A 25468-nucleotide genomic window follows, 5' to 3' on the forward strand; every position below is an offset into this window, starting at 1 on the left:
AATGAGTATTACACTATTTTATCAGCGCCCCATTCACAGCACTTTATACTTGCTGCTGAGCATTTTATTTACTAATAAGTTAGTTCGGTACATTTTATTCAAGTTTCATAGCTACTTTAATCAACACAAAGTAAATGTAATTGAAGCTTTTTTAATGCCATTTATTACACTTTTAAGCTCGCTATTTATAAACATTAAGCAGCATAAAATCAGCTTTGAGTTTACCCTTTATGACTACTACCCTCATTTAAGGCTACCTTACCGAACCTATATTTACTCAAATATATTACGCTTTGTTATACAAAGTATTTTTTTAGTATTTTTTAAAAACCAACTTAAACCGAGCTCAGTAAAAGAAGATGCCATTAATTATTTTTACGGTGGCGTTAGCTTTCTTTTAAGGCAATTACGTTGGTTTGATTTAAAGTTAGGTAAATTATTAAAGCGCCTACTATCAAAAAATAAAAAAGGTCCTAAAAAAAGTGCTACTAAGGCAATAGCTGATGCGCGTGTATGGCAAAATAAATTAGTTAAGTATGTCATTCTCGCGTTTATTTTATTTTTATTAGCAATATTCATTACAATTCCTTTTAGCTTAGAAGCTCAAGCCATTTTTATAAGCTTTATTTTGTTAGTTGCGTATGCACTTAAGCGGGTAAAAGGCCAAATGGCAACCATTGTTATGATCACCCTGTCAGTAACTACGTCTTCTCGTTACTTATGGTGGCGTTATACTGAGACTTTAAATTGGGATGATCCGCTTGCACTTGCACTAGGTGGCGGCTTACTACTTGCTGAAACTTATGCCTGGCTTGTACTTATTTTAGGGTTTTTCCAAACAATTAATCCACTTGAGCGAAAACCAATACCTTTACCAAAAAATACTGACTTATGGCCAACGGTTGATGTATATATTCCAACTTATAACGAGCCATTAAGCGTTGTAAGACCCACTACTCTCGCTGCTTTAAGTATCGATTGGCCTGCAGACAAGTTAAATGTTTATATATTAGATGATGGTAAGCGCTCAGAGTTTAAGGAATTTGCAGAGGAAATTGGAGTCGGCTATTTAGCTCGTTCGGATAACAATCATGCTAAAGCCGGTAATATGAATAGCGCTATGCGCTATACTGATGGCGAATATATTGCAATTTTTGATTGTGACCACGTGCCTGCTCGCTCGTTTTTGCAAATGACAATGGGCCAATTTTTAAAAGACAGTAAGGTGTGTTTGGTTCAAACGCCGCACCACTTTTTCTCAGCAGACCCATTTGAGCGAAATCTTAATAACCACAGTCAAATCCCTAACGAAAACATGTTGTTTTATGGACTAATTCAAGACGGTAACGACATGTGGGATGCAACCTTCTTTTGTGGTTCTTGCGCCGTATTAAAACGAGCAGCACTTGATGATATTGGCGGCTTTGCGTTTGAAACAGTAACTGAGGATGCTCACACGGCTCTTCGTATGCAGCGAGCTGGTTATAAAACTGCTTATATAAACATTCCACAAGCCGCAGGTCTTGCCACCGACAGTCTATCAGCGCATATAGGTCAACGAATTCGCTGGGCGCGTGGTATGGCGCAAATATTTAGACTTGATAATCCGTTAATGGGTAAAGGCTTAAGCTTTCCTCAACGGTTATGTTATATAAATGCAATGCTGCATTTCCTTTCTGGTATTCCCCGCATTGTATTTTTAACAGCCCCTTTAGCGTTGATATATTTTAACGCGTACATAATTTATGCCCCTTTTATCGCTATTTTTATCTATGTGGTGCCAACGTTAATTCAGATAAAAGCAACTAACTCACGCATTCAAGGTAAATACCGTTACTCCTTCTGGGGGGAAGTGTATGAGTCAGTACTTGCTTGGTACATATTAAAACCAACTACCGTTGCTTTATTTAATCCTAATAAAGGTAAATTTAACGTAACCGAAAAAGGCGGTTTAAATGATGAAGAGCATTACGACTGGGGGATTTCAAAACCGTATTTAATTCTCTTACTTATTAACTTACTTGGAATAATAGTGGGTGTATTACGTCTGTTTTTAGGTGATTCAAGCCAGATTGGCGTACTTATAATAAGTATGGGTTGGGCTTTTTATAATATTATTATTTTGGGTGCTGCGGTTGCGGTTGCTGCTGAGGCTCGCCAAGTGAGGCACTCGCATCGTATAAAGGCAAACTTTCCTGCCGGCGTTCGTTTAGCAAATGGTCATACTTTAAAAGTAAAAATAACGGATTATTCAGATAACGGTGTAGGCATAGAGACTGAACACGCACATTTATGCCGCGTTAACGATAAAATTGAATTACTAATGAGTCGCGGTAACAAGCAATTTTCGTTTACAACTTATGTATGTAATACCCGTAAAAAACAAATTGGCCTTACACTTAAAGATTTATCTCTCGAAAAGCAAAGAGCTTTTATACAATGTACTTTCTCCAGAGCAGATGCTTGGTTAGATTGGCAAAATAACTTTAGACATGACCGTCCATCATATAGCTTCAAAGAAGTACAAAAAACCAGTTTACGGGGCTTTAGTAATTTACTATTTCATGCTCCAAGAGCGTTACAACCAATAATTAAGTTTATGACTAATACTGTCATTTACATAAATTCATTTACTCCAAAAAAACCGATAGTGCATAATAATTATGATTAAAAAGTTACTTAATACATTTCTAGCATTGTTACTTATTAGTAGCGCATATCAAGTGCTAGCTATCGAGCCTATGCACGACAAAACTATGTTTGTAAATGGCTACCCTGAGAGCGCTCAGGTATCTAGTCTACGTCTTAGCTTTGAAAAGTTAGGATTCAACGACTATAAACTCGACGGCGTGAATAATAATTCTCGAGTCGATTTCACAAATAGAATTGATAAATTAAGCACTAATTTAAAGCTTAACTTTTCGTATACTAACTCACCTTCATTGCTGGCTAATGTATCGCATTTAAAAGTTTATTTTAACGATAACTTAGTTACTGTTTTACCTATTAATGAGCAATTAAGTATTGTAAAAAATACGGTAAGTCATAGCCTAGACCTAAATGCTAAATACATTCAAGACTACAACCAAATTCGCTTTGAACTAGTTGGCTACTACGACTTACGATGCCAAGATTACTTTAGCCGCTCAATTTGGACTGAAATAAACAAATCAAGCCACATCACGCTTGATCAAAAACAGTTAGCAATTGATAGCCGCCTTGAATATTTACCAGAACCATTTTTTGATGCTAAAGATTACAACAAATTAAACTTACCTTTTGTATTTGCAAGCACACCTAATGCACAAGCTATAGAAGCTGCAGCCACTTTATCTAGTTGGTTTGGCGCACAAGCTGACTGGCGTGGCGCTAACTTTCCAGTAGTTTTAAATAAAGCACCAGAGCAGCATAGTGTGGTGTTTATTACTAATGACTCAAAACCTGATTTTTTAAAAGATTATCCAGATGTTGAAAAGCCAACCGTCGAGCTAATTTCAAGCCCTATTCACAGATACAATAAAATGCTGTTAATTTTGGGGCGTGACGAAAAAGACTTAAAAACAGCGGTCACTGGTCTTGTATTTGGTCATAAAATTATGACTGGCCGAAGTGCAAGCATCGAGGCTATTAACAAACTCCCACTGCGTAAAGCTTATGATGCGCCGAGATGGCTAAGAAACGATCGTCCCGTGCACTTTGACGAGCTTATTGACTACCCAACTCAGTTACAAGCTGAGGGTCTTAACAACGGCCCTATAAAATTAAATGTTCGTTTTGCACCTGATTTATTTACTTGGCGTGAAAAAGGTATTCCTATTACTTTGCAATACCGTAATACGCCAGAGAGCGAAACCTTAAATTCACGTTTAAACATGCTAATAAACCAAGAATTTATAAGTGGTTTTTTACTTGATAAAAAAGACACATCGTTAACTACCGCTAAAACGTTGCTGCCTTTAATTGCTAATACAGACACAACGCAAAGCGCTGAAGACTTTTCATTAGACGGTATTAATCTTGCCAGCCGAAATGAGTTAAATTTTGACTTTAGATTTGCAGTACTTAAAAAAGGCGAATGTGCCGTTGCTCCACCTGGTGGCGAGTACGGGGTAATTGATGGAAACTCTAACATTGATGTAAGTGGGTTTGATCATTACATGGCTTTACCTGATTTAAATGTATTTGCAAACAGCGGATTCCCATTTACAAAATACGCAGACTTACAACAAACTTTAGTATTGATAGATGAAGTTCCATCACCTAAAGCACTATCTGTATTGTTTAATTTAACAGGCCACTTTGGTGCTATTACAGGCTACCCAGCTCATAGAATAAGCGTTGCTCATTTAAATCAAGATGCCAACTTAGATGATAAAGACATCTTAGTAATCGCAAAACCTAATAGCATTGCTAATAACTTAGATGAAGATGCGCAAACCAATATCCTGCTTGATAATAATCAGCGCGCTATAAAACAAGCCATATACAATGGTGCTTACGATGAGCAGACAACAGATAAAGTCCAAGTAAGTATAAAAAGTAGTGGTGATATGGCCGTTATTACTGGCTTTCAATCACCGTTTGATTCAGAGCGTTCAATTGTATCGCTTAGTGCAACATCACAAAAAGCCTTTACTCTACTTGATGATGCGTTAATGAGTTCAGAAGCTCTTGCGCAAATTAAAGGCAGTGCTGCGGTCATAAATTCTCAAGGCATTAAAACAATTAAAACTGATGAGCAATATTTTGTTGGTCACATTCCTGTGCATACCCTAATTTGGTTCCATTTATCGGATCACCCATTTGTACTGGCACTATTGTCTATTTTAACACTACTGTTGATCTCATTTATAATATGGCGATTACTGCAAGCATTAACATACAAGCGATTAGCTGAAGGAGATAAGTAATGAAGTCACTCATTAATGTATTTTTTACCGTGATTGCATTATTTACCTTTAATGCCAATGCACAAATAGAGCAATGCCAACCATGGGATGCATGGCAAACGTTTAAAAGTAACTTTATAAGCCAAGATGGTCGCGTTATTGATTTGGGGAGTGAGCAAAAAGTCACAACCTCTGAAGGCCAATCTTATGCCTTATTTTTTGCTGTTGTAGCAAATGACAAAGCAATGTTTGACTTAGTGCTTGATTGGACGCAAGAACATTTATCAGAAGGTGATTTAAGCACTCGTTTACCGGCATGGCAATGGGGTGTTAACAATCAAAATGTTGGCGGAATTTTAGATTCAAATCCAGCGTCTGATTCTGACTTATGGATAGCATACAGTTTATCGCAAGCTGCTATTCTTTGGGATGACCGCCGCTACAGCATATTAGCAGCCGTACTTGCACAGCGGATAATGCGTGAAGAAACCGCCTATATTTCGGGCTTAGGTTTATCATTACTACCCGCCCCTACTGGTTTTGAATTTGATAATGAGCGTTTTAAGTTAAACCCAAGCTACTCACCGTTATTTATTTATCAGCAGTTTAAAAAGCTTTATCCACACTCGCCTTGGCATCAACTGCACGAAGGCTCAGCAAAGTTGATTTTAGATACAGCAAAGCAAGGTGTTAGCCCTGACTGGGTAATGTTTGATGCAAATAACGGCTTTTATTACGATAAAAAAACGAGCGACTTGGGCAGTTACAACGCTATTAGAGTGTATTTATGGGCAAGTATGATGGCAGACAACGCACCTTATAAAAAAGAGCTATTAGCGCAATTTAACCCTTTTATAGAAACAATTAATAAACGTGGTTACGTGCCTTTAAATACTTTTGCTAAATCAGGAAAATCTGAAAAAAGAGGCCCTCTAGGCTTTAACTCAGCTCTATTACCTTTACTAGCGACTAATAACGATAATTCTACAGTAATGGCGATTCAGCAAAAACTAATGATTGATAAATCATTTACCCAGACTCGTTATTACGACAGCGTACTTAACTTGTTTGGTACAAGTGCTTTAAATAAGCGTTTTTCAATTACAGCAGATGGGACGCTACAACCGGTATGGAGCACTGAATGCCGTTAAGGTTTGCCCTCGCTTGCACATTAGCGCTTAGCTCTGGATTAAGCGCTAACACAGTCAATGATATTGATACGCAATCTGTTGATTGGTTACTAAGCCAAATAGGTATTGGTGAAGCACAGCAAAATAAAAAACTAGTTGAAGATAGCTTGCGAAAGCTAGTCGCTATTGCCCCTGCCCGCATAGAAACACAGTGCGCAGTAGCGCGTTATGATTTTGCCAATGGCGAATCAGCGAAAGCCAACCAATTACTAAGTAAAATAGATAATGGGCTTACCAAACAAGCTCCGTGCGTTGAAAAGCTAAAAGTCCTTTCGCGTACTGAAGGAAAAGATAAATCTTCAATTCAGCAAGCTAAATTATTGGCTCGCGCGGGTCGTTATGAACAAGCTCGCGAAATCTATAATAATATTTTTAAAAACGTCTACCCTACATTAGATTACGAGCTTGAGCATTTAAGCTGGTATGGACAAGATAGCTCCCAATGGGAAAGTGTTAAAAGAGGCTATAATAAATTAGCTCAAAGCTACCCAAGTATTGCGCAGATAGAAATTGCTTATGCCCGTCACCTACTTAGGCGTAATCTTACAGATAAAAAAGCGATTGATATTTTAAGTAAATATGGCGCAGGCCCTACTTTTATTAATGAAGTAGAATATATTTGGCTTAGTGCTTTGCTAGAAATGCCCTTAACGGATGATACAGTTAAGCAGTATCAGCGCTATTTCACTCTTTATCCCTTTAGTAGTAAAGGTGAATTACAATACCAAGATTTTCTAAAAGATTATAAAAAACGTCAAACACTTCTTGCCGACCCCGCCTATCAGCTTTGGGTTAGGGGCGATAGATTACTTGAGAAAAATAAACTTGCTGCCGCAGAGCCTTTACTTTTAAAAGCTTTAAGAGGCCGACCGCAAGACGGCGCTATAATGCGAAGCCTTGGCACACTCTATTTACGCCTTGGTGAAAACCAAAAGTCGTATCAATATTTTACTCGTGCACAAAAGTACACAACTGAGTTCGCTGAACGTGAAACACTACAAGAATTAGCAAAAACAGCTAAGCTTTGGCTTTATATACGCGAAGCTAAAAATGCCATTAATAATAAAGAATTTAAAACGGCTAAGCTTAAGCTTGATTTAGCAGCCACCTTAGAACAAGAAACTAATACAGTAATATATAACAAAGGTTTATTACAATTTGCTCAAGGGCAATATTCACAGGCTGCACTTACATATCAAATTGTTTTAAGAAGTGATCCACTTAATAGCAGCGCTTTAATAGGTCTACTTGAAATAGCTGAATTAGAGCAGAATGAAAAAGCCCTAACCTCTTTTTACAACAGCTTATCGTTTAATCAAAAGAAACTAATTAAAGAATCTTATTCTGTATCTTTAAGTAGTCAGTACCGCGCAAAGGCAAATACGTTTGCACAGTCGGGAGATTTAGAGCAAGCCGAAAAAGTATTAAAAGACGCTATTGAAATAGCGCCAGAACAGCCTTGGTTATACTACGATTTAGCCTTTATATACCAACAAAAGGGGCTGACAGAAGAGGCCCGCGCTTTATTTAATAATGTGCTGTGGCAATTTCCGTTAAACCCTCAGATTCGTTACAGCCACGCGCTTTTTTTACGCTCCCTTGATGACTATCAAGGTGCTATTAAAACCTTGCAGTACATTCCATTTAAATCCAGAGATAAAGACATTATTGCGCTTGAACAGCAGCTGCAACTTAATGAGTCTTTAACACAAAGTGAGCGCCACCTTGATGCTAAAAACAAAGCCACTGCAATCTATCATTTAAGCAACCTAGAGGCACAAAATTTAACACCCGCTATGCAGGCAGAGTTATCGCGAAGCTGGTATCGAATTAATGAAAAAAAACACGCTATAAAACTTATAAACAAAGCACTGGAAGCTGAGCCTTCTCTTTCTGCTTATTGGCAAACACTTTATGGTGAGTGGCTTTTAGAGCAAGGTGATGAAAATAAAACGAAGCAATGGTTTGAAAAGTACGTATTACCAGAGAGCGCAACTGAAAACGAAACAACTCAATATGTACAGCTACAAAATAGCTATATTACTCAGTATTACAATGGTAGTGATTTAATCGCGAAGCTTAACCAGCTGGATCAAAAATATAAAAATACTCCAGCAACAACTACTGCCCTTATTAATGCAAATTTAGCACTTGAACAGCGCGAAGCGGCCGTTATTTTGTATCAGCAAAAAGTACAAAATAAACAAACCATAGAGCCTCAAGCACTACTCGCTATTGCTAATGCATACATAGAACTTGGGGACGACTTTCAAGCAAAAGAAGTTACGCAAAAAGCGATTACGCAAACCACATCGCAAGAAGGTTATTTGCAACGCCAAATCATGTCATCTCTCAATGAGTTTAATTACTCAGGGGATGCACTTTACTTAGCTAAGCAACTTGTTGAAAAGTCACCCAACGATCAAGAACTACGTTATTTAGGCGCTCAAGTAGCCAGCAAATTCAACGAAACCGAACAAGCACAATCTTGGTACGCGCAAACCCTATTTCCTAATCGTACATTAAATGAAAAAGAGCTTTACGGAGCGCTTTCAAAAATAGATGAAAACGATGAATGGTATGTAAACGGTGCTAAAAGAGAGCTAATAAACGAGCAAAACAAAAACCAAGCATACATTGCTATTGGTGTTAACTTTAGTGGGCAAACAAGCACCGAAAGCGAAGCAACACTTGGTGCGGGTTTAGTCCCGATTGAAGCTTACTTTCCGCTTTGGCAAGGCCAAGGGTTTATTAAAGTAGACCCGACTACTATCAGCGCACAAACAACGCGCTTTGATGAGCAATTTGCTGGCAGCCGCTATGGACAAGGTGCTTTATGTATTTTTACTTGTTCAATCGATGAAGTAACACCACAGGAAAGTGGTGTAGATGTAGGTATTGGTTGGCAGAACGGAAACTGGCGTGTAGATGTAGGTACAACTCCACTTGGCTTTTTAATTGAAGATATTGTATGGGGTGTAAATTACGCAGACAGTTTTGGTGATTTTGGATACAGCCTAGAACTTGAAAAACGCCCAGTTACAAGCTCGGTACTTTCTTATGCAGGTCTTAAAGATGTAAAAACAGGTGAAGTTTGGGGTGGTGTACGCTCTACAGGCCTAACGGCTAATGTATCACACGACTTAGGCGGAAAATGGGGTTTTTGGTCAAGCGCCGACTTTACCCTATATAAAGGCCAAAATGTAAAAGACAACCAACGCTATCGTATGATGGGTGGTACTTATTACCGTGTAATTAGCAATCAAGAGCGTGAATTTACCGCAGGCGCTAGCTTATTACATTGGGCATACAAGTATAATTTAAGTGAAGAAACGTGGGGTCATGGTGGTTATTACAGCCCACAAAACTATGTAGGTTTATCTGTGCCACTCACTTATGACGCGCGTTGGGGCGATGATTTTGTTTATCGATTAAAAACCGGTGTTTCGTACTCGCAAACAAAAACTCAATCTATTGATTTCTTCCCCAACAACACTAATCTGCAATTAGACGCATACGCTATAGAATCAATAACAGGTGTTGATCCTGTATATGAAGGTGAAACAAGTTCTGGTGTTTCATATAATCTTGAAGGTAGTTTTGAGTATAGAATAACGCCGAATTGGTTCTTTGGTGGCTACTTAGCCATCGATCGTTCTGACTTTTACGAACCAAATTTTGGTCAGCTTTATATACGTTACTACTTTAATCCTGTGTACGGAACACTTGAGTTTCCAGGCACCCCTATTGTTCCTTATGCTGAGTTTTAACTTGGCATAAGGTGATACACCGCGAACACTTCCCCTAGCACTAAGGTATATGTATACTTGAGCGCAATTGTAACTAGGATAAGGGTGTGTCTCTTACCTTGTGGTGTTACTGCCGTATAGCAAATCATTATCTTAGCTACAAATAATATACTGATGGTCGAGCATTTTAGTGGTTACAAATTCTAAAATAGCTAAAGCAAAAAATTATAAGGCCATTACAACAATTCTTAAAGTTAGGAAGTAAATATGAGTTCAGCTCCAGATAGTGGTTGGTGTGGCCACCCTAAAGGACTTTCGACATTGTTCTTCACTGAAATGTGGGAACGAATGAGTTATTACGGTATGCGAGCTATGCTCGTATTATTCATGACAGCAAGCTTACAAGAAGAAGGCCTTGCCTTTACTGTTGCATCAGCTGCTGCAATTTATGGTTTGTATACGGGCGCAGTATACTTTTTAGGCTTACCTGGTGGTTGGCTAGCTGATAGATTGTTTGGCGGTCAAAAAGCAGTATGGTATGGCGGCATAATTATTATGATTGGCCATATTATTTTGGCTATTCCACATGATTATTCTTTCTTCATTGGCTTAATATTTGTAGCAACAGGTACTGGTTTGCTAAAACCAAATATCAGTGCAATGGTCGGCCAACTATACAGTGATACAGATGAGCGTCGTGATGGCGGTTACGCTCTTTATTACATGGGTATTAACATGGGTTCTTTAATAGGTTACTACGTATGTGGTTACTTTATGGAGAACGTAGGCTGGCACTGGGCATTTGGTGCAGCAGCTGTCGGTATGGCCATTGGTTTAGTTCAGTACAAACTCACACTTAATAACTTACCAGAGCACAGCGCTTTACCTGCTAATCCACTTGGTCCTAAAGGTACTTCACGTGCATGGATTGGTATTGCTGCATTTGTAATTGCTGCTGCTGCAGTTACTACGGCTGCAATGACCGGCGCAATTGTAATCAATCCAACAGTGGTTGCAGGTTACACAGCGATTGTATTTACTATTATCTTTTTTGTTTATTTTGGTGTTATTTACTTTACAGGTAAATTAACCGATGCCGAAAAACAAAGAATGTGGGCACTATTTTTAGTCTGTATTGCTTCTGCATGTTTTTGGTCTGGCTTTGAACAAGCCGGTTCGTCATTAAACCTATTTGCCCGTGATTACACCGACCGATTTATTGGTACGTTTGAAATCCCTACAACGTGGTTTCAATCATTAAACTCACTGTTTATTATTGCTTTATCGCCATTTTTTGCAGCACTTTGGATTAACTTATCTAAAAGCTTAGTGTCACCTAGCTACAGCGTTAAATGTGCAATTGGCTTAATTATCATGGCATCTGGCTTTTTAGTTATGTTTATGGCGGCTCATTACGCAGCTGAAGGTTTAAAAGTAGCGCCTTACTGGCTTGTTACTACGTACTTTTTACATACAGTGGGTGAGCTTTGTTTAAGCCCTGTAGCGTTAAGTGCTGTAAGTAAGTTATCGCCTAAACGTTACACTGGTCAAATGATGGGTGTATTTGTATTAACTTACTCAATCGGTAATATTATTGCAGGTTTACTTGCTGGTAATTTCGATCCGAACAATGTTGATGAAATTCCTAACTTATACTTACAAATTGCATTATTTAGCATTGGTGTTGGTGTTGTTTTAGTACTAATGACTTTTAAAGCTAAAGTATGGGAAAAACAAGGGTTAGAAGAGAAAGCCTCTTAATTGTTATCTATTTTAAATATAACAACATAACCGATACATTCCTCCATAGCGTCTATGGGGGAATTTTTTTATTCAACTTTGCCCCACTCTCGTTAACTGGTATTATGTCCTGATTGATTATTGAATAGACTCAGGGACAGCAGTATATGCATTCATTAACATTATTACGTGCCACTCTAATAGCATTTCTCCTTATTTTTTTATCTGCCTGTGGTGGAGCCGAAGATCAAGTTACAGTAAATCCAAATGATCCTGTAGAGCCTGAGCCTAGTGGCTTAATTATTACCAATGCTAATGGCTTACAAACGTCATTAGATGAAGGTAACTTTACTATCAATGCCCCTGGGGAAATAGTGGCTAGCGATACCGAAATAACCTACGAAAAACTAGTCCTTGATGAGAATAATCAAGCAAAAAATATCATTTCAGATATACATACGCTTACCCCGAATACACTTCAACTTTCTAGCCCAATGACAATCACTATAAAAATACCTGACGACTATGTATTAGGCGGCCAATTAACTATTGCGCGTTTGAGCGGAGACTCTTGGTCAAGTATTACTAATTCAACAGTATCGCAAGGCTTTGTTAGTGCACAAGTAAACCAACTAGGTAGCTATGCAATAGAAATGCAACGTACGGTGGCATTTTCTGATATTGGCCCTACATGTGATGCAAATGCAACAGAGCAATCTATACGATTTGTTCACGTTGCCGACATGCATGCTCGCTTTGGGTATCAAGAGCAGTATTTTAGTCGTATCAAGGCTTATTATAAAAAAGCGTTAAGCGAATCTCCGCATACATTATTTACCGATGGTGGCGATGATTACGAAAAAGGGACCGTTGCAGAGCAAATATCACAAGGCTTAGCCTCTGATGAAACCGTAAAGCTAATGGCTTTTGATTTACGTGTTTTAGGGAATCATGACTATGCATGGGGTCCTGAAAAGCTGCTTGAGTTTTCACAAGACGATAATGCCATTGTACTTGCAAGTAATACCCGATTTGAGGGAGAGCAAAATAAGAGCTTTGGCGGTGTGGACTTTGCTAAAGTACAGGTTGGCTGCATAACATTGGGTGTGTTTGGGATGACGTCAGTACCATGGGATGAACTTGACGAGCCAATTGAAGATGACCCTATTCCTGACTTTATAAAACAATTTAAAATGAGTTGGAAGTGGCAACAAATCGCACAAAGTATTGTAAGCCAATACAGCGGTGATGTTGATTACATGATAATGCTAAGCCACTTAGGTAAAGGAACTGACGTTGAGATAGCAACCAATGTGCCCGGTATAGATTTAGTGCTTGGTGGGCATACTCATGGTGGTGAAGACTTTATAGAGCTTGAAAATAATGCTTTAGTCATTCAACCAGAATTTTATGCTCGCGGAGTCACCGATTTAAATTTAGTATTTAATACTGCAGATAAAGCACTAAGTCGTTACGATTATCAACATGTAGATACGCGAACATCTATAGAACCTGACGAAGAAACCAAGCTAGCTATCGATGAAATAATGGGCCGATATGCACCCGATGCTGATACAGAAATTGCCATTTCAGAAAACTACCCAAGTAGCTTTGAAGTTGCAGAAATAACAGCACTTGCAACTAAACATTCAAGCTCAATTAACGCAGCGCTGCTTAACCCTGAACTTGTACAAAAAAGATGGACGCCAGGCACTGTTACACAAGAAGATTTTCACAAAGCATTTTATGTTGAAAGACAGCCTTCAAACACACCTGGCTTTAATTCACTGTATCAAGTAACTGTTACAGGGACTGATTTAAACACAATGATTGCCAGCCAACCCGATTGGTTTGCGTTAAAGCCAGAAGATATTCAAGTAACAACAAATTATAATGTCGCTTTATTTAAAGGTGCAGCACTTAATCCAGATTTATTTTTTAGCAGTGTTACTTTTAATGATGTAAAGCCAATTGCCGAAGCATGGTGGCTACTTGATCAATACGCGCGCTTTAGAACAACTCAATGTCTTCACCTTGATACAGACACACAGCTTAATGCTTGCCAAGATGTTGCAAATATAACAATTTGGAACTTTGACGATCCAACAAACCCACTGACCCCAGACTTTGGTCCATCGGTTTTAAACTACTTTGACCCAGAAAATGACGGTTGGGGCCCCGAAGACACCCGCTATGAGACAACCACTGATCTTAATATTGGGGATTTAACTGATGGTCCTTCTGGTGTAATGGCTTTTACTGATCACTCACCTACAGAGGGTTTAAAAATTGAATTAAACACACAAGCAAATGGTGATTATGCTAATGACGGTATGGTATCTGACTACACTCTAATAATGGATTTATATTGGCCATCAGAAGATAGCGATTCTTATCGTGCGATAATGCAAACTGAAACAGTAGATTATTTAGAAAACGATGCAGATATATTTATTGATCCCAGTGGCGGTTATGGTGAAGCGACGTTTAAAAGTGGATATTTTGGTGATACTAAACCAGAAACATGGCATCGTGTAGCGTTTGTGTTTTACACAGCACCAATAAATGGTGTATTTGAAGTATATATTGATGGTGAATTAACGGGTGTAAAAGAATTTGGAGAAATAGACCAACGTTGGGCTCTCAACAAAGCAGTGCTCTTATTTACTGATAATGGCTACGAAACAGTCCCTGGTTATTTAAATGCCTTACTCTATGCGGGCCGTGCTATGACCCGTGGCGAAATTAAAAGTATGGGCGGCGCACAACAAAAGTTGTCCTTTGAGCAACCGACGCGAGTGTTAAACCAAACGATTGAACGTCACTATCAAGCTGCGCCAGCGATAAAAACAAACCAATGGATTGAGCAACGTAACAAGTTCTTTGGTGGCAACTCTAAAAGTGTAAACAATTAAATACAATCAAGCTTTTGCTTGTTCATTCTAAAAGGAGGCTTCACGCAGGTGAACTCTCCTTTTTATTATTTAAAAACAACACATTAAGAATAAAAACCACTATTCAATCCTATACCATATAACTTCATTTTACTTAACTGTATTACAAACACGTAACTTTATAATAACCGTCCTATAAAATTTACACATACACTACACACTAAATAGTGCCCCCCTCTTCCCCAAATCAAAAATCTGGTTGATTATCTACGGCAATATGACAACAACACATAATCGCAGTGCTTAATTGCGGGAGTAATAATAATGAGTGAAGTAAATAACTATTTAGGTTTAGTCGGTATTGAATTTACCGAATACGCAACACCTGATGCTGATTATATGGATAAAGTATTTACTGATTTTGGCTTCTCTAAGCTTAAAAAATTCAAAGGTAAAGACATTGTTTATTACAACCAAAACGATATTCATTTTTTACTGAATAACGAGCGTGAAGGTTTTTCTGCAGAATTTGCTAAAAGCCATGGTCCTGCTATTTGTTCGATGGGTTGGCGTGTTGAGAATGCGCAAAAAGCATTTGAAACTGCAGTAGAGCGTGGTGCAAAACCAGCCACTGATTCAACACATAAAAACATGCCTTACCCTGCAATTTATGGCATTGGCGACAGCCTAATTTACTTTATTGAAAATTTTGGCGACAAAGGCACTATTTACGAAAGTGATTTTGAAGATTTAGAAACGCAAAATGTTGTAGAAGATAAAGGCTTTATCCGAATCGATCATTTAACCAATAACGTTTATAAAGGCACCATGGAAAAATGGGCTAACTTTTATAAAGACGTATTTGGTTTTACAGAAGTACGCTACTTTGACATTAAAGGTCAAAAAACAGCGCTTATTTCGTATGCACTTAAATCGCCATGCGGCACCTTCTCTATTCCAATAAACGAAGGTAAAGGTAACGATAACAACCAAATTGATGAATACCTTGGTGAGTACAACGGCCCAGGCGTTCAACATTTAGCGTTTTTAACAGATGACCTAGTAAGTTCTCTTGATAAGCTTGATAAATCAACAATTGCAACGCTCGATATTATCCCAGAGTACTACGATACTATTTTTGACCGTGTACCTTGGGTAGCTGAAGATAAAGAAAAAATTCGTAAGCACCAGATACTCGTAGATAGCCAAAGTGAAAATTGTTATTTATTACAAATTTTCTCTAAAAACTTATTTGGTCCAATCTTTATAGAAATGATCCAACGCGTTGATGATGGTGGCTTTGGTGAAGGTAACTTCCAAGCATTATTTGAATCAATCGAACGCGACCAAGAGCGTCGCGGCGTTTTATAAAATATTTGAGTAAATTAAAAGGAAATGTAATGAGCCTAATTAACGAAACCCACGATATTAATTTAACCAGCTGGGTAGAGTCAGCTAATGTTGATAATTGCGACTTCCCTATTCAAAACTTACCGTTTGCAGAGTTTCGCCGTAAAGGGTCTGATGAGGCCTTTCGTGGTGGTGTTGCAATTGGTGACCAAGTAATTGATTTAGCAAAACTGAGTAAATTAAATGTTTTAACAGGTGACGCTAAAACAGCCGCTGATGCAGCAAGTGAAGCAACTCTAAATACATTTATGGGTTTAGGGGGGCAGTATTGGTCAGCACTTCGTTTAGCGCTTTCAAAAGCACTACGAGCAGGCTCTGAGCACCAACAAGCGCTTAGCGATACGCTAGTAGCACAATCTGATATAGAGTTTTCTTTGCCTTGCCGTATCGGTGATTACACTGACTTTTACACTTCTATTTATCATGCTACAGCTGTGGGTAGTTTATTTCGTCCTGACAACCCATTATTACCTAACTATAAATGGGTACCTATTGGTTATCATGGTCGTTCTTCATCTATTGACGTATCGGGTCAAACATTTCATCGCCCTAAAGGCCAAACTAAGGCGCCTGATGCAGAAGTGCCGTCATTCGGTCCTTGTAAACGCCTTGATTACGAACTAGAACTGGGTATTTACTTAGGTAAAGGCAATGCACTGGGCGATGCAATCGCGATTGAAAATGCAGAAAACCACGTATTTGGCTTTTGTGTGTTTAACGATTGGTCAGCTCGCGATTTACAAGCTTGGGAATATCAACCGCTTGGTCCTTTTTTAGCTAAAAACTTTGCCTCAACTGTATCGCCTTGGATTGTTACAACCGAAGCGCTAGCACCTTATAGAACAAGCTGGACGCGTGATGAAAACGATCCACAGCCTATGGACTATTTAGAGTCAAAAGCGAATCGAGACCAAGGTGCTTTTGATATTCAAATGGATGTTAAAATCCAAACGCAAAAAATGCGTAGCGAAGGCCATAACCCAACGCGTGTATCAACATCTAGCTTTAAGCACTCTTACTGGACTGTGGCACAAATGGTTACTCACCACACAGTAAATGGCTGTAACTTTATGCCAGGTGACATGTTAGGTTCGGGCACTCAGTCGGGCCCAACGCACGAAGAAGCGGGTTCTTTACTTGAACTATCTCGTGGCGGTAAAGAAAAAATTACGCTAAGCAATGGCGAACAACGTAGCTTTTTAGAAGATGGCGATAACGTTATTATGCGCGGCTGGTGTGAAAAAGAAGGCTATGCACGTATAGGTTTTGGCTCTGTAGAGAGCACAGTACTGCCTACAAAGTAATACGAGTATTAAAAATAATTATTAAAAGGGCTGCTTACTAAAAGCAGCCCTTTTTTATTAATTTTTGAACAGTTACAATTTTTTTCTAGCTTTTTTAACTCAAATTGCTATCTTAATTCGGTTAATAGCCAGTGTTTATATGCCATGTCAGTATTTATAAAGTCTTTTTATCATAAATTTTTCCCAGCTCGTCAGCTACTTATTCGCCAAAATGGCGAAGTTAAGCATGTTGTTTTAGCCTCTTGGTTTCAACTTCTTGTAGCATCGCTTATTTTAGCCACTTTTGTTTGGCTGAGTATTTCGAGCTTTCGTGTTTACACACAAACTAATAAAATATCTGACATAGAACAAAGTCAAATAAACAAACAAACACTTTGGCAACAAAAAGTCAGTGAACAGCAAGCCCTGCAAGCAACGCAATTAGAACAACTTGCAATACTTGAGCAAAAGCAGGCGCTACTGCAAAACATGATAGAATCCCTTCCCGCTTCGATTAGCAAAGATGTCATTAAGCTTGATACAGAACTTGATGTACCTATTAATGAAAATGGCAATGAGTTTCATGAGCCATTAGTCGATGAAAATCAAAAAGGTAAACAAGCACAGTTAATCGCTCCAATTACATTCGCAACAAGAGTGGCCAACTTAAATAATCATTATGAGCAAAGCTTTAACTTTTTAGATAACCAAATTAGCGAACGTCACCAAGCTATTTTAGCTATGGTTAAAGGCGCAGGAATTGAGTCAGCGCTTGAGCAACACTTAATATTAAGTGCCCAAACGACCGCACAAGGTGGCCCACTTGATACATTTAACGAAACAAAAATTCCAAGCCATTTTTTAGCCATCGTTGATAAGTTATTAGCATTAAATAATTTAGAAAACTTTTTAACTGAACTACCAAACACCCTCCCCTTAGCTAAAGCTAAATATTATATTTCGAGTAGTTTTGGTCTTAGAAAAGATCCAATGAATAGTAATCATGCTTTTCATAAAGGAATTGATTTAGCCGGTTGGCATAAAACCGAGATATTTGCCCCAGCAGACGCTGTAGTGCTTCGTGCCGGTCGCAATGGTGGTTATGGTAACTTTATTGAGCTTGAACATAAAAACGGCTTAGTGACTCGATTTGGGCACTTAAATAAAATTAAAGTAAAAAAAGGTCAATCAATCACTAAACATGATGTAATCGGTTTAATGGGCAGCACAGGCAGAAGTACAGGTACTCATTTACACTACGAAGTATTACTTAACGGTAAACAAGTCAATCCTCTAAAAATAACAAAGGCGCTTTCTCGTGTTTGGTAGAAAAAAACAAAAAACAGTTAGCTCTAATTTAAAAAGAGTAAATCACACGCCGTCTATTATTTCTGAAGACGTACGCCTTACAGGCACTTTAGTTAGCCAAGGTGAAGTACAGCTTGATGGCCGTATTGATGGCGATATAAAAGCGGAGCATTTAGTTATTGGCTCAACGGGTGTTGTTGAAGGTATTGTTGAAGCTAAAAGCGTTATTGTTAAAGGCAAAGTTATTGGGTCAATTAATGCTAGTGAAGTAAAAGTACAAAGTGGCGCTCATGTTCATGGCGATGTGTTTCACGATACATTGAGTATTGATGCAGGTGCAGTAATTGAAGGCAGTTTAAAGCAACGCTTTGAAAAAGAAGAGCCTGAACTAATTTCGAAAGAGCTTAAACCCGCAAAAGAAGTTAAAGCATTGTTGAAGGAAGATGGCAGCGACTTATCGTTTGTAAATAAACAAGCCGCTGATAAAAACTAAGTAGAATCAGCTTAACGTAAGCTACCTTTTTTCAGTAATATACATAGTAATATCTGCAGTGAAAACAAGCTCATTGCGGGTATTATACAGTTTAACCGGTACTACTAAGTCTTCTTTATCAATCCACTTATGCGGTAAATCAATTTCAGCGACTGCTCGTACATCTGTATCTACTTTAGCCAAATACCTAACTGTCATCCCTTTTGGGATCCAACGATGCGTTTTAACTGGCACTGTTGCATCAACCATTACACCTGCACACAATTCAGCTAAGTTACACTGCGCAATAGCATGAATAGTTCCAATATGATTATGAACGCTGCGACGATTTTTAACCAACGCACTACAATGCCCTTCTCGAAGGTCGAGCACGTAAGGTTTCATTGAACCAAAATATGGCGCTTTAAAGCAAACAGCTTTAGTAAAAAGCCAATTCCCAAAAGGTAGGCGCTTAAATTTATGCCATGTTTGTACAAGTGCAGATTTATTACTCATTATTATTTTCCATCAACAGTTACTTTTTTCAAATTAACACATCAGACCAGTTTTAAAAAGTGCATTTACGCTGCCTTTTTAGCTTAATCCAATCAAAAAATAAAAATGACAACCTATGCAGGGGTCATAAGCCCTTTCTTTTTTACGAGTGCCCACCTAAAATACTCGGCAAAAGGAGACTCAATGCAAACACAGCCCGCTAAACCTAATATGACTTTGTTACTTATCCTAGCGTTACTCGTTATATTTTGCCCTATGGCAATCGATATTTACTTACCCGCTTTTCCTACTATTGCAGAACAATTTGCAGTTACAGAACAACAAGTTCAGCAAACCGTTGCTATTTTTATGCTAACAGTAGGTTTAGGCCAATTAATTGCGGGGCCTTTGGCCGATAGGTTTGGCCGAAAGCCAGTGGCTATAGTGGGTATAAGTTTATATGCAGGCTCAGCATTACTTGCCTATTACTCGCCTTCTTTTGAAGTATTGATGATTGGACGTGCTCTTCAAGGTTTTGGAGCCTGTGCCACATTTGTTGTCGCATTTGCGATTGTGCGTGACAAATATGGTAGTGAACGAAGTGGACAAATGATCACTTACCTTAACGGGATTGTGTGCTTTATTCCGGCAATGGCACCTATTTTAGGAGCTTGGCTTACCGTACAATTTGGCTGGCGTATGAACTTTATGTTTTTAACCGCGTTTGCCATTGTAGGGCTTGTTGTTACGCTATTCTTTTTTAGAGAAACTCGTCCTGCTGATAGCCATTATCAGGGGCATATTTTAGATTTACGTCGCTTTACACCGATTATTAAAACACCAATATTTTTGTTTAATAGTCTAATTTGTATGGTCGCCATGTCGGCTATATTAGTGTACGTAACGCTCGCACCAGGCTGGCTCATTACACATTTAGGCGGCACCGTAGCCGACTTTACTTTTTGGTTTACGCTAAATGCCGTAATAAGTATTGTCGCAAGTTTTATATTACCAACGTACATTAAACGAAATAGCCAGCGCGCTTTGCGTGTAGGCGTAAGTATACTGGTTTTTTCAGGCGTTTTAATGCTCGCGCTTAGCGGTATAGAAACGGCATTTGCGCTTATGTTACCTATTTTAATTGCAGCATTAGGCTTTGCTTTAAGTTTAGGGTCGGCTGCAGGTATGGCTCTGTCGAGCTTTCCTAAACAAGCAGGCACAGCCTCGGCATTACTTGGTGCTATGCAAATGAGTGGCGCGAGTATACTCGTTGTTTTAACCCAATATTTAGGGTTAAGTACACCGTGGTTAATTGCTTTTCACTTATTATTGCTAGTTCCGCTTTGGCTTATTTTAATGAGCAAAAAAGCACATACTTTGCACCCAACTAAAAGCGCTCAATGATCAATCCTGATTTTTTAGTCTCGTTTTTATTAGCCAGCTTTTTAATGGCTGTAGCACCTGGGCCATCAAATGCATTTTTGATGGCACAAACATTTGCTAATGGTCGAAGCGCCGGTATGCAAAGTGCTTTTGGTTTTGCATTAGGTGGGGTTATTCATACTCTATTTGCTGTTGTAGGCCTAAGCGCAGTCCTAAAAGCTTCCCCAAGTGCCTATGCCGCAGTGCAATATGTAGGCGCAGCATACTTATGTTATTTGGGGCTTATGATGATTAAAGGCACGCTAAAGCAGCCAGAGCCTATATCTGATGACAAGCAAACCGATAAACCGCATATAAGTACCAGTAAAAAAAGTAATGTCATGTTTCAAGCAATGATGACTGAAGTACTAAACCCTAAAGTGGCGCTGTTTTTTATTGCATTTATTCCGCAATTTGTAGATCCAACGCTTTCATCTGCTACTTTTCAACTCGCTTTTTTTGGCTTGCTTTACCCTATTTTTGCTTTTCCGATTGACTGCACGTATATTTATTTTGGCGACAAAATTGCACAGTTTTTTAGACGTAACCCAAATAGCCAACTTTGGATTGATAGGATCACCGGCATTGTATTTATAGCCCTTGCTATCAATCTATTATTTTAACTAACCTGCACTTTGGTTAAGAGATTTATTACCCAGAGTTTAAGCTAACTAATAAAAAAGAATCAGCATGGAACAAAAAACACAATCTCTTCCCGCACAAAAAAATATTGCTTTAGTTGCCCACGACGGTAAAAAAGCAGCATTAAAATTATGGTGTGAAAAGCACAAAGAAATACTAAGTAAGCACACTTTATATGGCACAGGTACTACCGGGCATTTAATTCAAAAAACCACGGGACTTGATGTGGTTCAGCTATTAAGTGGTCCTATGGGCGGCGATCAACAACTTGGCGCTAAAATAGCTGAACATGAGATACATGTTTTGATATTTTTTTGGGACCCATTAGCATCACAGCCTCATGACCCTGATGTTAAAGCACTGCTGCGTTTAGCCGCTGTTTGGAATATTCCGGTGGCGTGTAATGAGGTGAGTGCAGATATGTTATTAAGCTCACCACTTATGGATGTAGAGCTTGAACGTACATTGCCAGATTACGAAAAATACCTCGCAACCCGACAAATAGATCTTTAAACCTCAATTGTAATCTAGGTTATTTATAAAGCATGCTGGCCCATTTAGTCAGGCCAGCAGTTACACTACCAAAGTGGTCCCCGTTAACCATTTTTATATTACCTAAGTGCTCACTTAAAGCCGCTTTAATCAATGGTGACTGTGCACTACCGCCTGTTAAGTAAATAATGTCTGGCGTGGTCGCAGCGTCGCTGATTGCTTGTTTTGCTAAAGTAACTATTTGGCTAATACTACTCTCAACGGCAACAGCTAAATCGCTTACCGATACATTTTTATTCAGCCCACTATCTAAAAAGCTTAAATCACAATCAAACGCACTAGCTGACGAAAGTGCTATTTTAGCCGCTTCACCTTGTTGTACTAACTGATGACCCTGCTTGTTTTGCTGTAAATGTATTAAACGCTTATAAAGCTCAGGTGCACTTACATCACGTAATTGTGCATTTAGCTCTCGGGTATGGCTTTCACTATAGAATTGGCTTTGTAAATTTACATCGTTAATTTTACACGCTTGCCAAAACGCTTGATTAGGCAAAGGTAGACCTGATTTAAACGTACTGCCTAAACCCAATAACGGCATTAAACCATGAAAGCTCAAAGCAATATCTAAATCGTTTCCGCCAACACGTTTACCACTGTGAGATAAAAAATCGCCATCGCGCTGGCTATTTCCTCTAAAACTCGGGCCCATTTGTACAAACGAGCAGTCACTCGTACCACCACCAATATCAATAACGAGTACTTTTTGATCCTGAGTTAAATCACTCTCGTAATCGATACCCGCAGCAAGTGGCTCATATAAAAACTCTACGTCTTTAAAACCAGCGCGTTTAGCAGCACGTTCTAAAATACCGACCGCTTGTTGATTTGATTGCTCACCACCCACAGCTTGAAAGTTTACTGGGCGACCAATCACTGTTTGTGTAAGTGTTTTACCTAAAGAGAGCTCAGCGCGTTGCTTAATTTTTAAGATCATCGCGGTTGCGATATCTTCAAAAAAGTTAATTTGACCTTGCTTTAAACCTGTTGCGCCAAAAAATGATTTAGGGGACTTAACAAAGTAGCCTTCTTCAGGGAACTGCACGTACTCGCTAATCGCTTCACGACCAATAAATAGGGTTTCATCTGAAGGCTGTAAATCAAGGTCTGACTTAATACGAGGTAAGGTATTTAATAATGCTTGGCGCTGTGTTAAAAAGTCATGCTCATGGGCTGTGCCATGTAAGTGCTTAGCAACAAAGTCAACAACCAAGGCACTGTGATGAGTGTAAAGTGTAGACGGTAAGTAATGTTTTCCTTGCTCTAGCGGTACTAATTGAACATTACCCTCGCTCATTACACCCATAGCACAATTAGAACTACCGTAATCAAAACCTACAAACATACTTCACCACACATTACCAAAAAGGCCGCGCAATTTAGCACACTTTGTAAAAATTATAAATGTTATAAACTATCTCTTACTCGTAAAAAACTAGCAAAACGCGGTAAACCGTTTTTTGTTAATCCATGAAATCGGTACGTTACAGTGCTACCTATCTCAGGTGCAGTGGAACGTTCTGCATCACTAAACCCTGTACCAATAGAAAACACCTGCCCTTGTGCTGTTTTTACCCTTAATGCCCCTAACATACCTTGGTATTTTCCTTTACCTGGTAAATGCGCAATCACAACCGCTTCTGCATCTAAATAAGGTTTTAATTTTAGTAATGCATTGCTTCGGCCATTGCTGTGCTTAGCACTAGCCAAATGTAGCATTACGCCCTCGCCGCCCTGCTTAGTTATGTTTTCAAAATATTCTGTGAGCTGCTCATTATTAGTAAAGCTATATTGAACTACAACGCTAATGTGCGGCGAGTTTAGGCTAGTAATAAGCTCATTATAGTTTTTATAACGAGTGCTAAAAGGCAGATTTTCATCTGGCATATCAAATACTTTATAAGTAATAGTTTGCCAATCATGATTATTAGGTTTTTTAGTTCTTACTATGCCACTAAGCTTAGAAAAGTGCTCACGCTTGGTCCATAGCTCACCATCAAGCCATACATTTGGCAATGGCGCTGTAAACCAACTCGGCGCATTAATAATATTGCCCTTGCGAGTAACAAACTGCGTGCCAGTCCATATAGCTCTTACGCCATCATATTTTTCACTGACTAAATACTTACTTACATCGTAATGTTTAGTTTCGTTATATACTTTAGCCAGTAAAACAGAAGGTTGTGCTGCACTTATACATTGCGTAAAAAGTACAACAACAATTAAAAGCAGGTATTTAATAGTAAACATTGGCGCATCCAAGCAAGTAAAAGTTGGCTTAAACTATAGTTGAGATTGCACCCATTGCCAAAACTCATCTAAGTTACTCATTTTATATGTAGCTTGGCTAAAATCGTGATCTTTTGTGTGGCTATTAGCAATGGCTACAACACGTAACAAGGCGTTGTTGGCCGCCGTAACGCCGGTAAATGTATCCTCAACGGCTATTGTATTGCCTGCCTGTATATTTATCTGCTTAAGTGCCAGTAAATATGGGTCTCCAGCAGGTTTAGGATTAGTTACATCGTCTTTTGTTACCACGGTGTCAAACAGCTCATAAAATCCTAAACCTTTAAGTATTGGCATAGCTTCACTTTTAGCACTGCCCGTTACTAGCGCCATTTTTAAGCCACTCGCTTTTACAGCTTTCAACGTTTGCTCAGTAAACGGCATCAGTGGTGGTAAATGTGTTATTACATATTCGCCAAATAAGCGGTATTTTTCATCCGCTAAAAACTGTGCGCTTACTGATAAGTTATGCTCTTGCTTAATTTCGATTGCAGCTTCTAAAGTGGGTCGTCCTGAAAAGCGCTGACAAAAATTATTTTCTAAATAACTAACACCATAAGGCTTAAGTAGTTTACTCCAACATACAAAGTGCATGCTTTCTGAATCAACTAATGTGCCATCCATATCAAATAATACTGCTTCTAATGTCATCCTCATTCCTTATTTAACCTAAGCCAAATTTTGACAATAAAAAAGGCGCCTTAAGCACCTTTTATTAAATTGTTGTTATTGCGTTAAGCCAGCTGGTGGCTCACCCGTTGCTTCTTCACCCGTATCAACATCAACAAGCTCGTAGCCACGCGTTTTACGCATAACTTTAAGTACAGGCTTTTCAAATGCTGTTTTTAAACGATCTGAGTCATCTTTCAACTCATCAAGTGTTGTACCAAAAGGGGCTGCGCCTGTTTCTGACCAGTTAGTCACTTTACCGTTCAGGTTATATTCTACTTCGTGTATTTGATATTGCGCTGCTTCGTCTTTCGTTGCTTCACAAAAAATTACACGGTAATTCCAAAATCCAGCCATTGCTCTTCTCTTTAAATAAACCAATTAGGCGCTACTTTAGCAGCTCTAAAAGGGGTTATACAAATAAAAAAGCCTGCGCAATGCAGGCTTTTAAAGTAAATACTTTT

The 25468-nt window shown here is 38.7% G+C and carries 18 protein-coding genes; 13 read left to right on the top strand and 5 right to left on the bottom strand.

Annotated features, from left to right (window positions below; translation table 11 throughout):
* The first annotated feature begins 1 nt into the window (after position 1).
* The 10 genes from bcsA to PARC_RS12815 all read left to right on the top strand — a co-directional run bounded on the left by bcsA (position 2) and on the right by PARC_RS12815 (position 18956).
* Positions 2 to 2671: a UDP-forming cellulose synthase catalytic subunit gene (bcsA, locus tag PARC_RS12770; protein ID WP_010555123.1), complete on the top strand. Its 2670-nt coding sequence runs from the start codon at positions 2 to 4 to the stop codon at positions 2669 to 2671.
* A complete protein-coding gene (gene bcsB / locus PARC_RS12775) occupies positions 2664 to 4910 on the top strand; it encodes a cellulose biosynthesis cyclic di-GMP-binding regulatory protein BcsB (RefSeq protein ID WP_010555124.1) in 2247 nt (748 codons plus the stop codon). The genes bcsA and bcsB overlap by 8 nt, the downstream gene beginning before the upstream one ends.
* The gene (bcsZ, locus tag PARC_RS12780) at positions 4910 to 6040 is read left to right on the top strand and encodes a cellulose synthase complex periplasmic endoglucanase BcsZ (RefSeq protein ID WP_010555125.1); all 1131 of its coding nucleotides are present in this window, start codon (positions 4910 to 4912) and stop codon (positions 6038 to 6040) included. The genes bcsB and bcsZ overlap by 1 nt, the downstream gene beginning before the upstream one ends.
* Positions 6031 to 9849, top strand: coding sequence for a cellulose synthase subunit BcsC-related outer membrane protein (locus PARC_RS12785; protein WP_010555126.1), 3819 nt, complete (start codon positions 6031 to 6033; stop codon positions 9847 to 9849). Before bcsZ ends, PARC_RS12785 begins: the two co-directional genes overlap by 10 nt.
* Before the next feature lie 246 nt (positions 9850 to 10095).
* On the top strand, positions 10096 to 11589 hold the full coding sequence (locus PARC_RS12790; RefSeq protein WP_010555127.1) for a peptide MFS transporter: 1494 nt from the start codon (positions 10096 to 10098) through the stop codon (positions 11587 to 11589).
* A gap of 146 nt (positions 11590 to 11735) precedes the next feature.
* Complete coding sequence (locus PARC_RS12795; RefSeq protein WP_010555128.1) at positions 11736 to 14483, top strand: metallophosphoesterase; 2748 nt, start codon at positions 11736 to 11738, stop codon at positions 14481 to 14483.
* Between the two features lie 303 nt (positions 14484 to 14786).
* Entirely contained in the window at positions 14787 to 15833 is a 1047-nt protein-coding gene (gene hppD / locus PARC_RS12800; RefSeq protein ID WP_010555129.1) for a 4-hydroxyphenylpyruvate dioxygenase, read from the top strand.
* Between the two features lie 29 nt (positions 15834 to 15862).
* Positions 15863 to 17176 carry a fumarylacetoacetase gene (gene fahA, locus PARC_RS12805; RefSeq protein WP_010555130.1) on the top strand — a complete coding sequence of 438 codons (1314 nt, stop codon included), beginning with the start codon at positions 15863 to 15865 and terminating at the stop codon, positions 17174 to 17176.
* A gap of 144 nt (positions 17177 to 17320) precedes the next feature.
* A complete protein-coding gene (locus PARC_RS12810; RefSeq protein ID WP_010555131.1) occupies positions 17321 to 18484 on the top strand; it encodes a M23 family metallopeptidase in 1164 nt (387 codons plus the stop codon).
* Entirely contained in the window at positions 18474 to 18956 is a 483-nt protein-coding gene (locus PARC_RS12815; protein WP_010555132.1) for a bactofilin family protein, read from the top strand. Before PARC_RS12810 ends, PARC_RS12815 begins: the two co-directional genes overlap by 11 nt.
* A 21-nt stretch (positions 18957 to 18977) precedes the next feature.
* Here the strand turns inward: PARC_RS12815 and PARC_RS12820 are convergent, their stop codons facing one another.
* Entirely contained in the window at positions 18978 to 19451 is a 474-nt protein-coding gene (locus tag PARC_RS12820) for a hotdog fold domain-containing protein (protein ID WP_007581322.1), read from the bottom strand.
* 183 nt (positions 19452 to 19634) lie between these two features.
* On the opposite strand from PARC_RS12820, the gene PARC_RS12825 reads away from it, so the two are divergent.
* The 3 genes from PARC_RS12825 to PARC_RS12835 all read left to right on the top strand — a co-directional run bounded on the left by PARC_RS12825 (position 19635) and on the right by PARC_RS12835 (position 22007).
* Positions 19635 to 20834: a multidrug effflux MFS transporter gene (locus tag PARC_RS12825; RefSeq protein WP_010555133.1), complete on the top strand. Its 1200-nt coding sequence runs from the start codon at positions 19635 to 19637 to the stop codon at positions 20832 to 20834.
* Positions 20831 to 21475: a LysE family translocator gene (locus PARC_RS12830; RefSeq protein ID WP_010555134.1), complete on the top strand. Its 645-nt coding sequence runs from the start codon at positions 20831 to 20833 to the stop codon at positions 21473 to 21475. The genes PARC_RS12825 and PARC_RS12830 overlap by 4 nt, the downstream gene beginning before the upstream one ends.
* Positions 21476 to 21542: 67 nt before the next feature.
* A complete protein-coding gene (locus PARC_RS12835; protein WP_002958191.1) occupies positions 21543 to 22007 on the top strand; it encodes a methylglyoxal synthase in 465 nt (154 codons plus the stop codon).
* 19 nt (positions 22008 to 22026) lie between these two features.
* Here the strand turns inward: PARC_RS12835 and yegD are convergent, their stop codons facing one another.
* From yegD to PARC_RS12855, 4 genes are all read right to left on the bottom strand, one after another.
* Positions 22027 to 23391 (bottom strand): molecular chaperone, encoded by a 1365-nt coding sequence (gene yegD, locus PARC_RS12840; protein ID WP_007581315.1) that lies wholly within the window; start codon positions 23389 to 23391, stop codon positions 22027 to 22029.
* A gap of 62 nt (positions 23392 to 23453) precedes the next feature.
* The gene (locus PARC_RS12845) at positions 23454 to 24296 is read right to left on the bottom strand and encodes a DNA ligase (RefSeq protein WP_010555135.1); all 843 of its coding nucleotides are present in this window, start codon (positions 24294 to 24296) and stop codon (positions 23454 to 23456) included.
* A gap of 33 nt (positions 24297 to 24329) precedes the next feature.
* Positions 24330 to 24986, bottom strand: coding sequence for an HAD family hydrolase (locus tag PARC_RS12850; RefSeq protein ID WP_010555136.1), 657 nt, complete (start codon positions 24984 to 24986; stop codon positions 24330 to 24332).
* A gap of 75 nt (positions 24987 to 25061) precedes the next feature.
* Entirely contained in the window at positions 25062 to 25361 is a 300-nt protein-coding gene (locus PARC_RS12855) for a hypothetical protein (RefSeq protein WP_007581307.1), read from the bottom strand.
* Positions 25362 to 25468: the final 107 nt, after the last annotated feature.

Source organism: Pseudoalteromonas arctica A 37-1-2, from assembly GCF_000238395.3.
Classification (GTDB): Bacteria; Pseudomonadota; Gammaproteobacteria; order Enterobacterales; family Alteromonadaceae; genus Pseudoalteromonas; species Pseudoalteromonas arctica.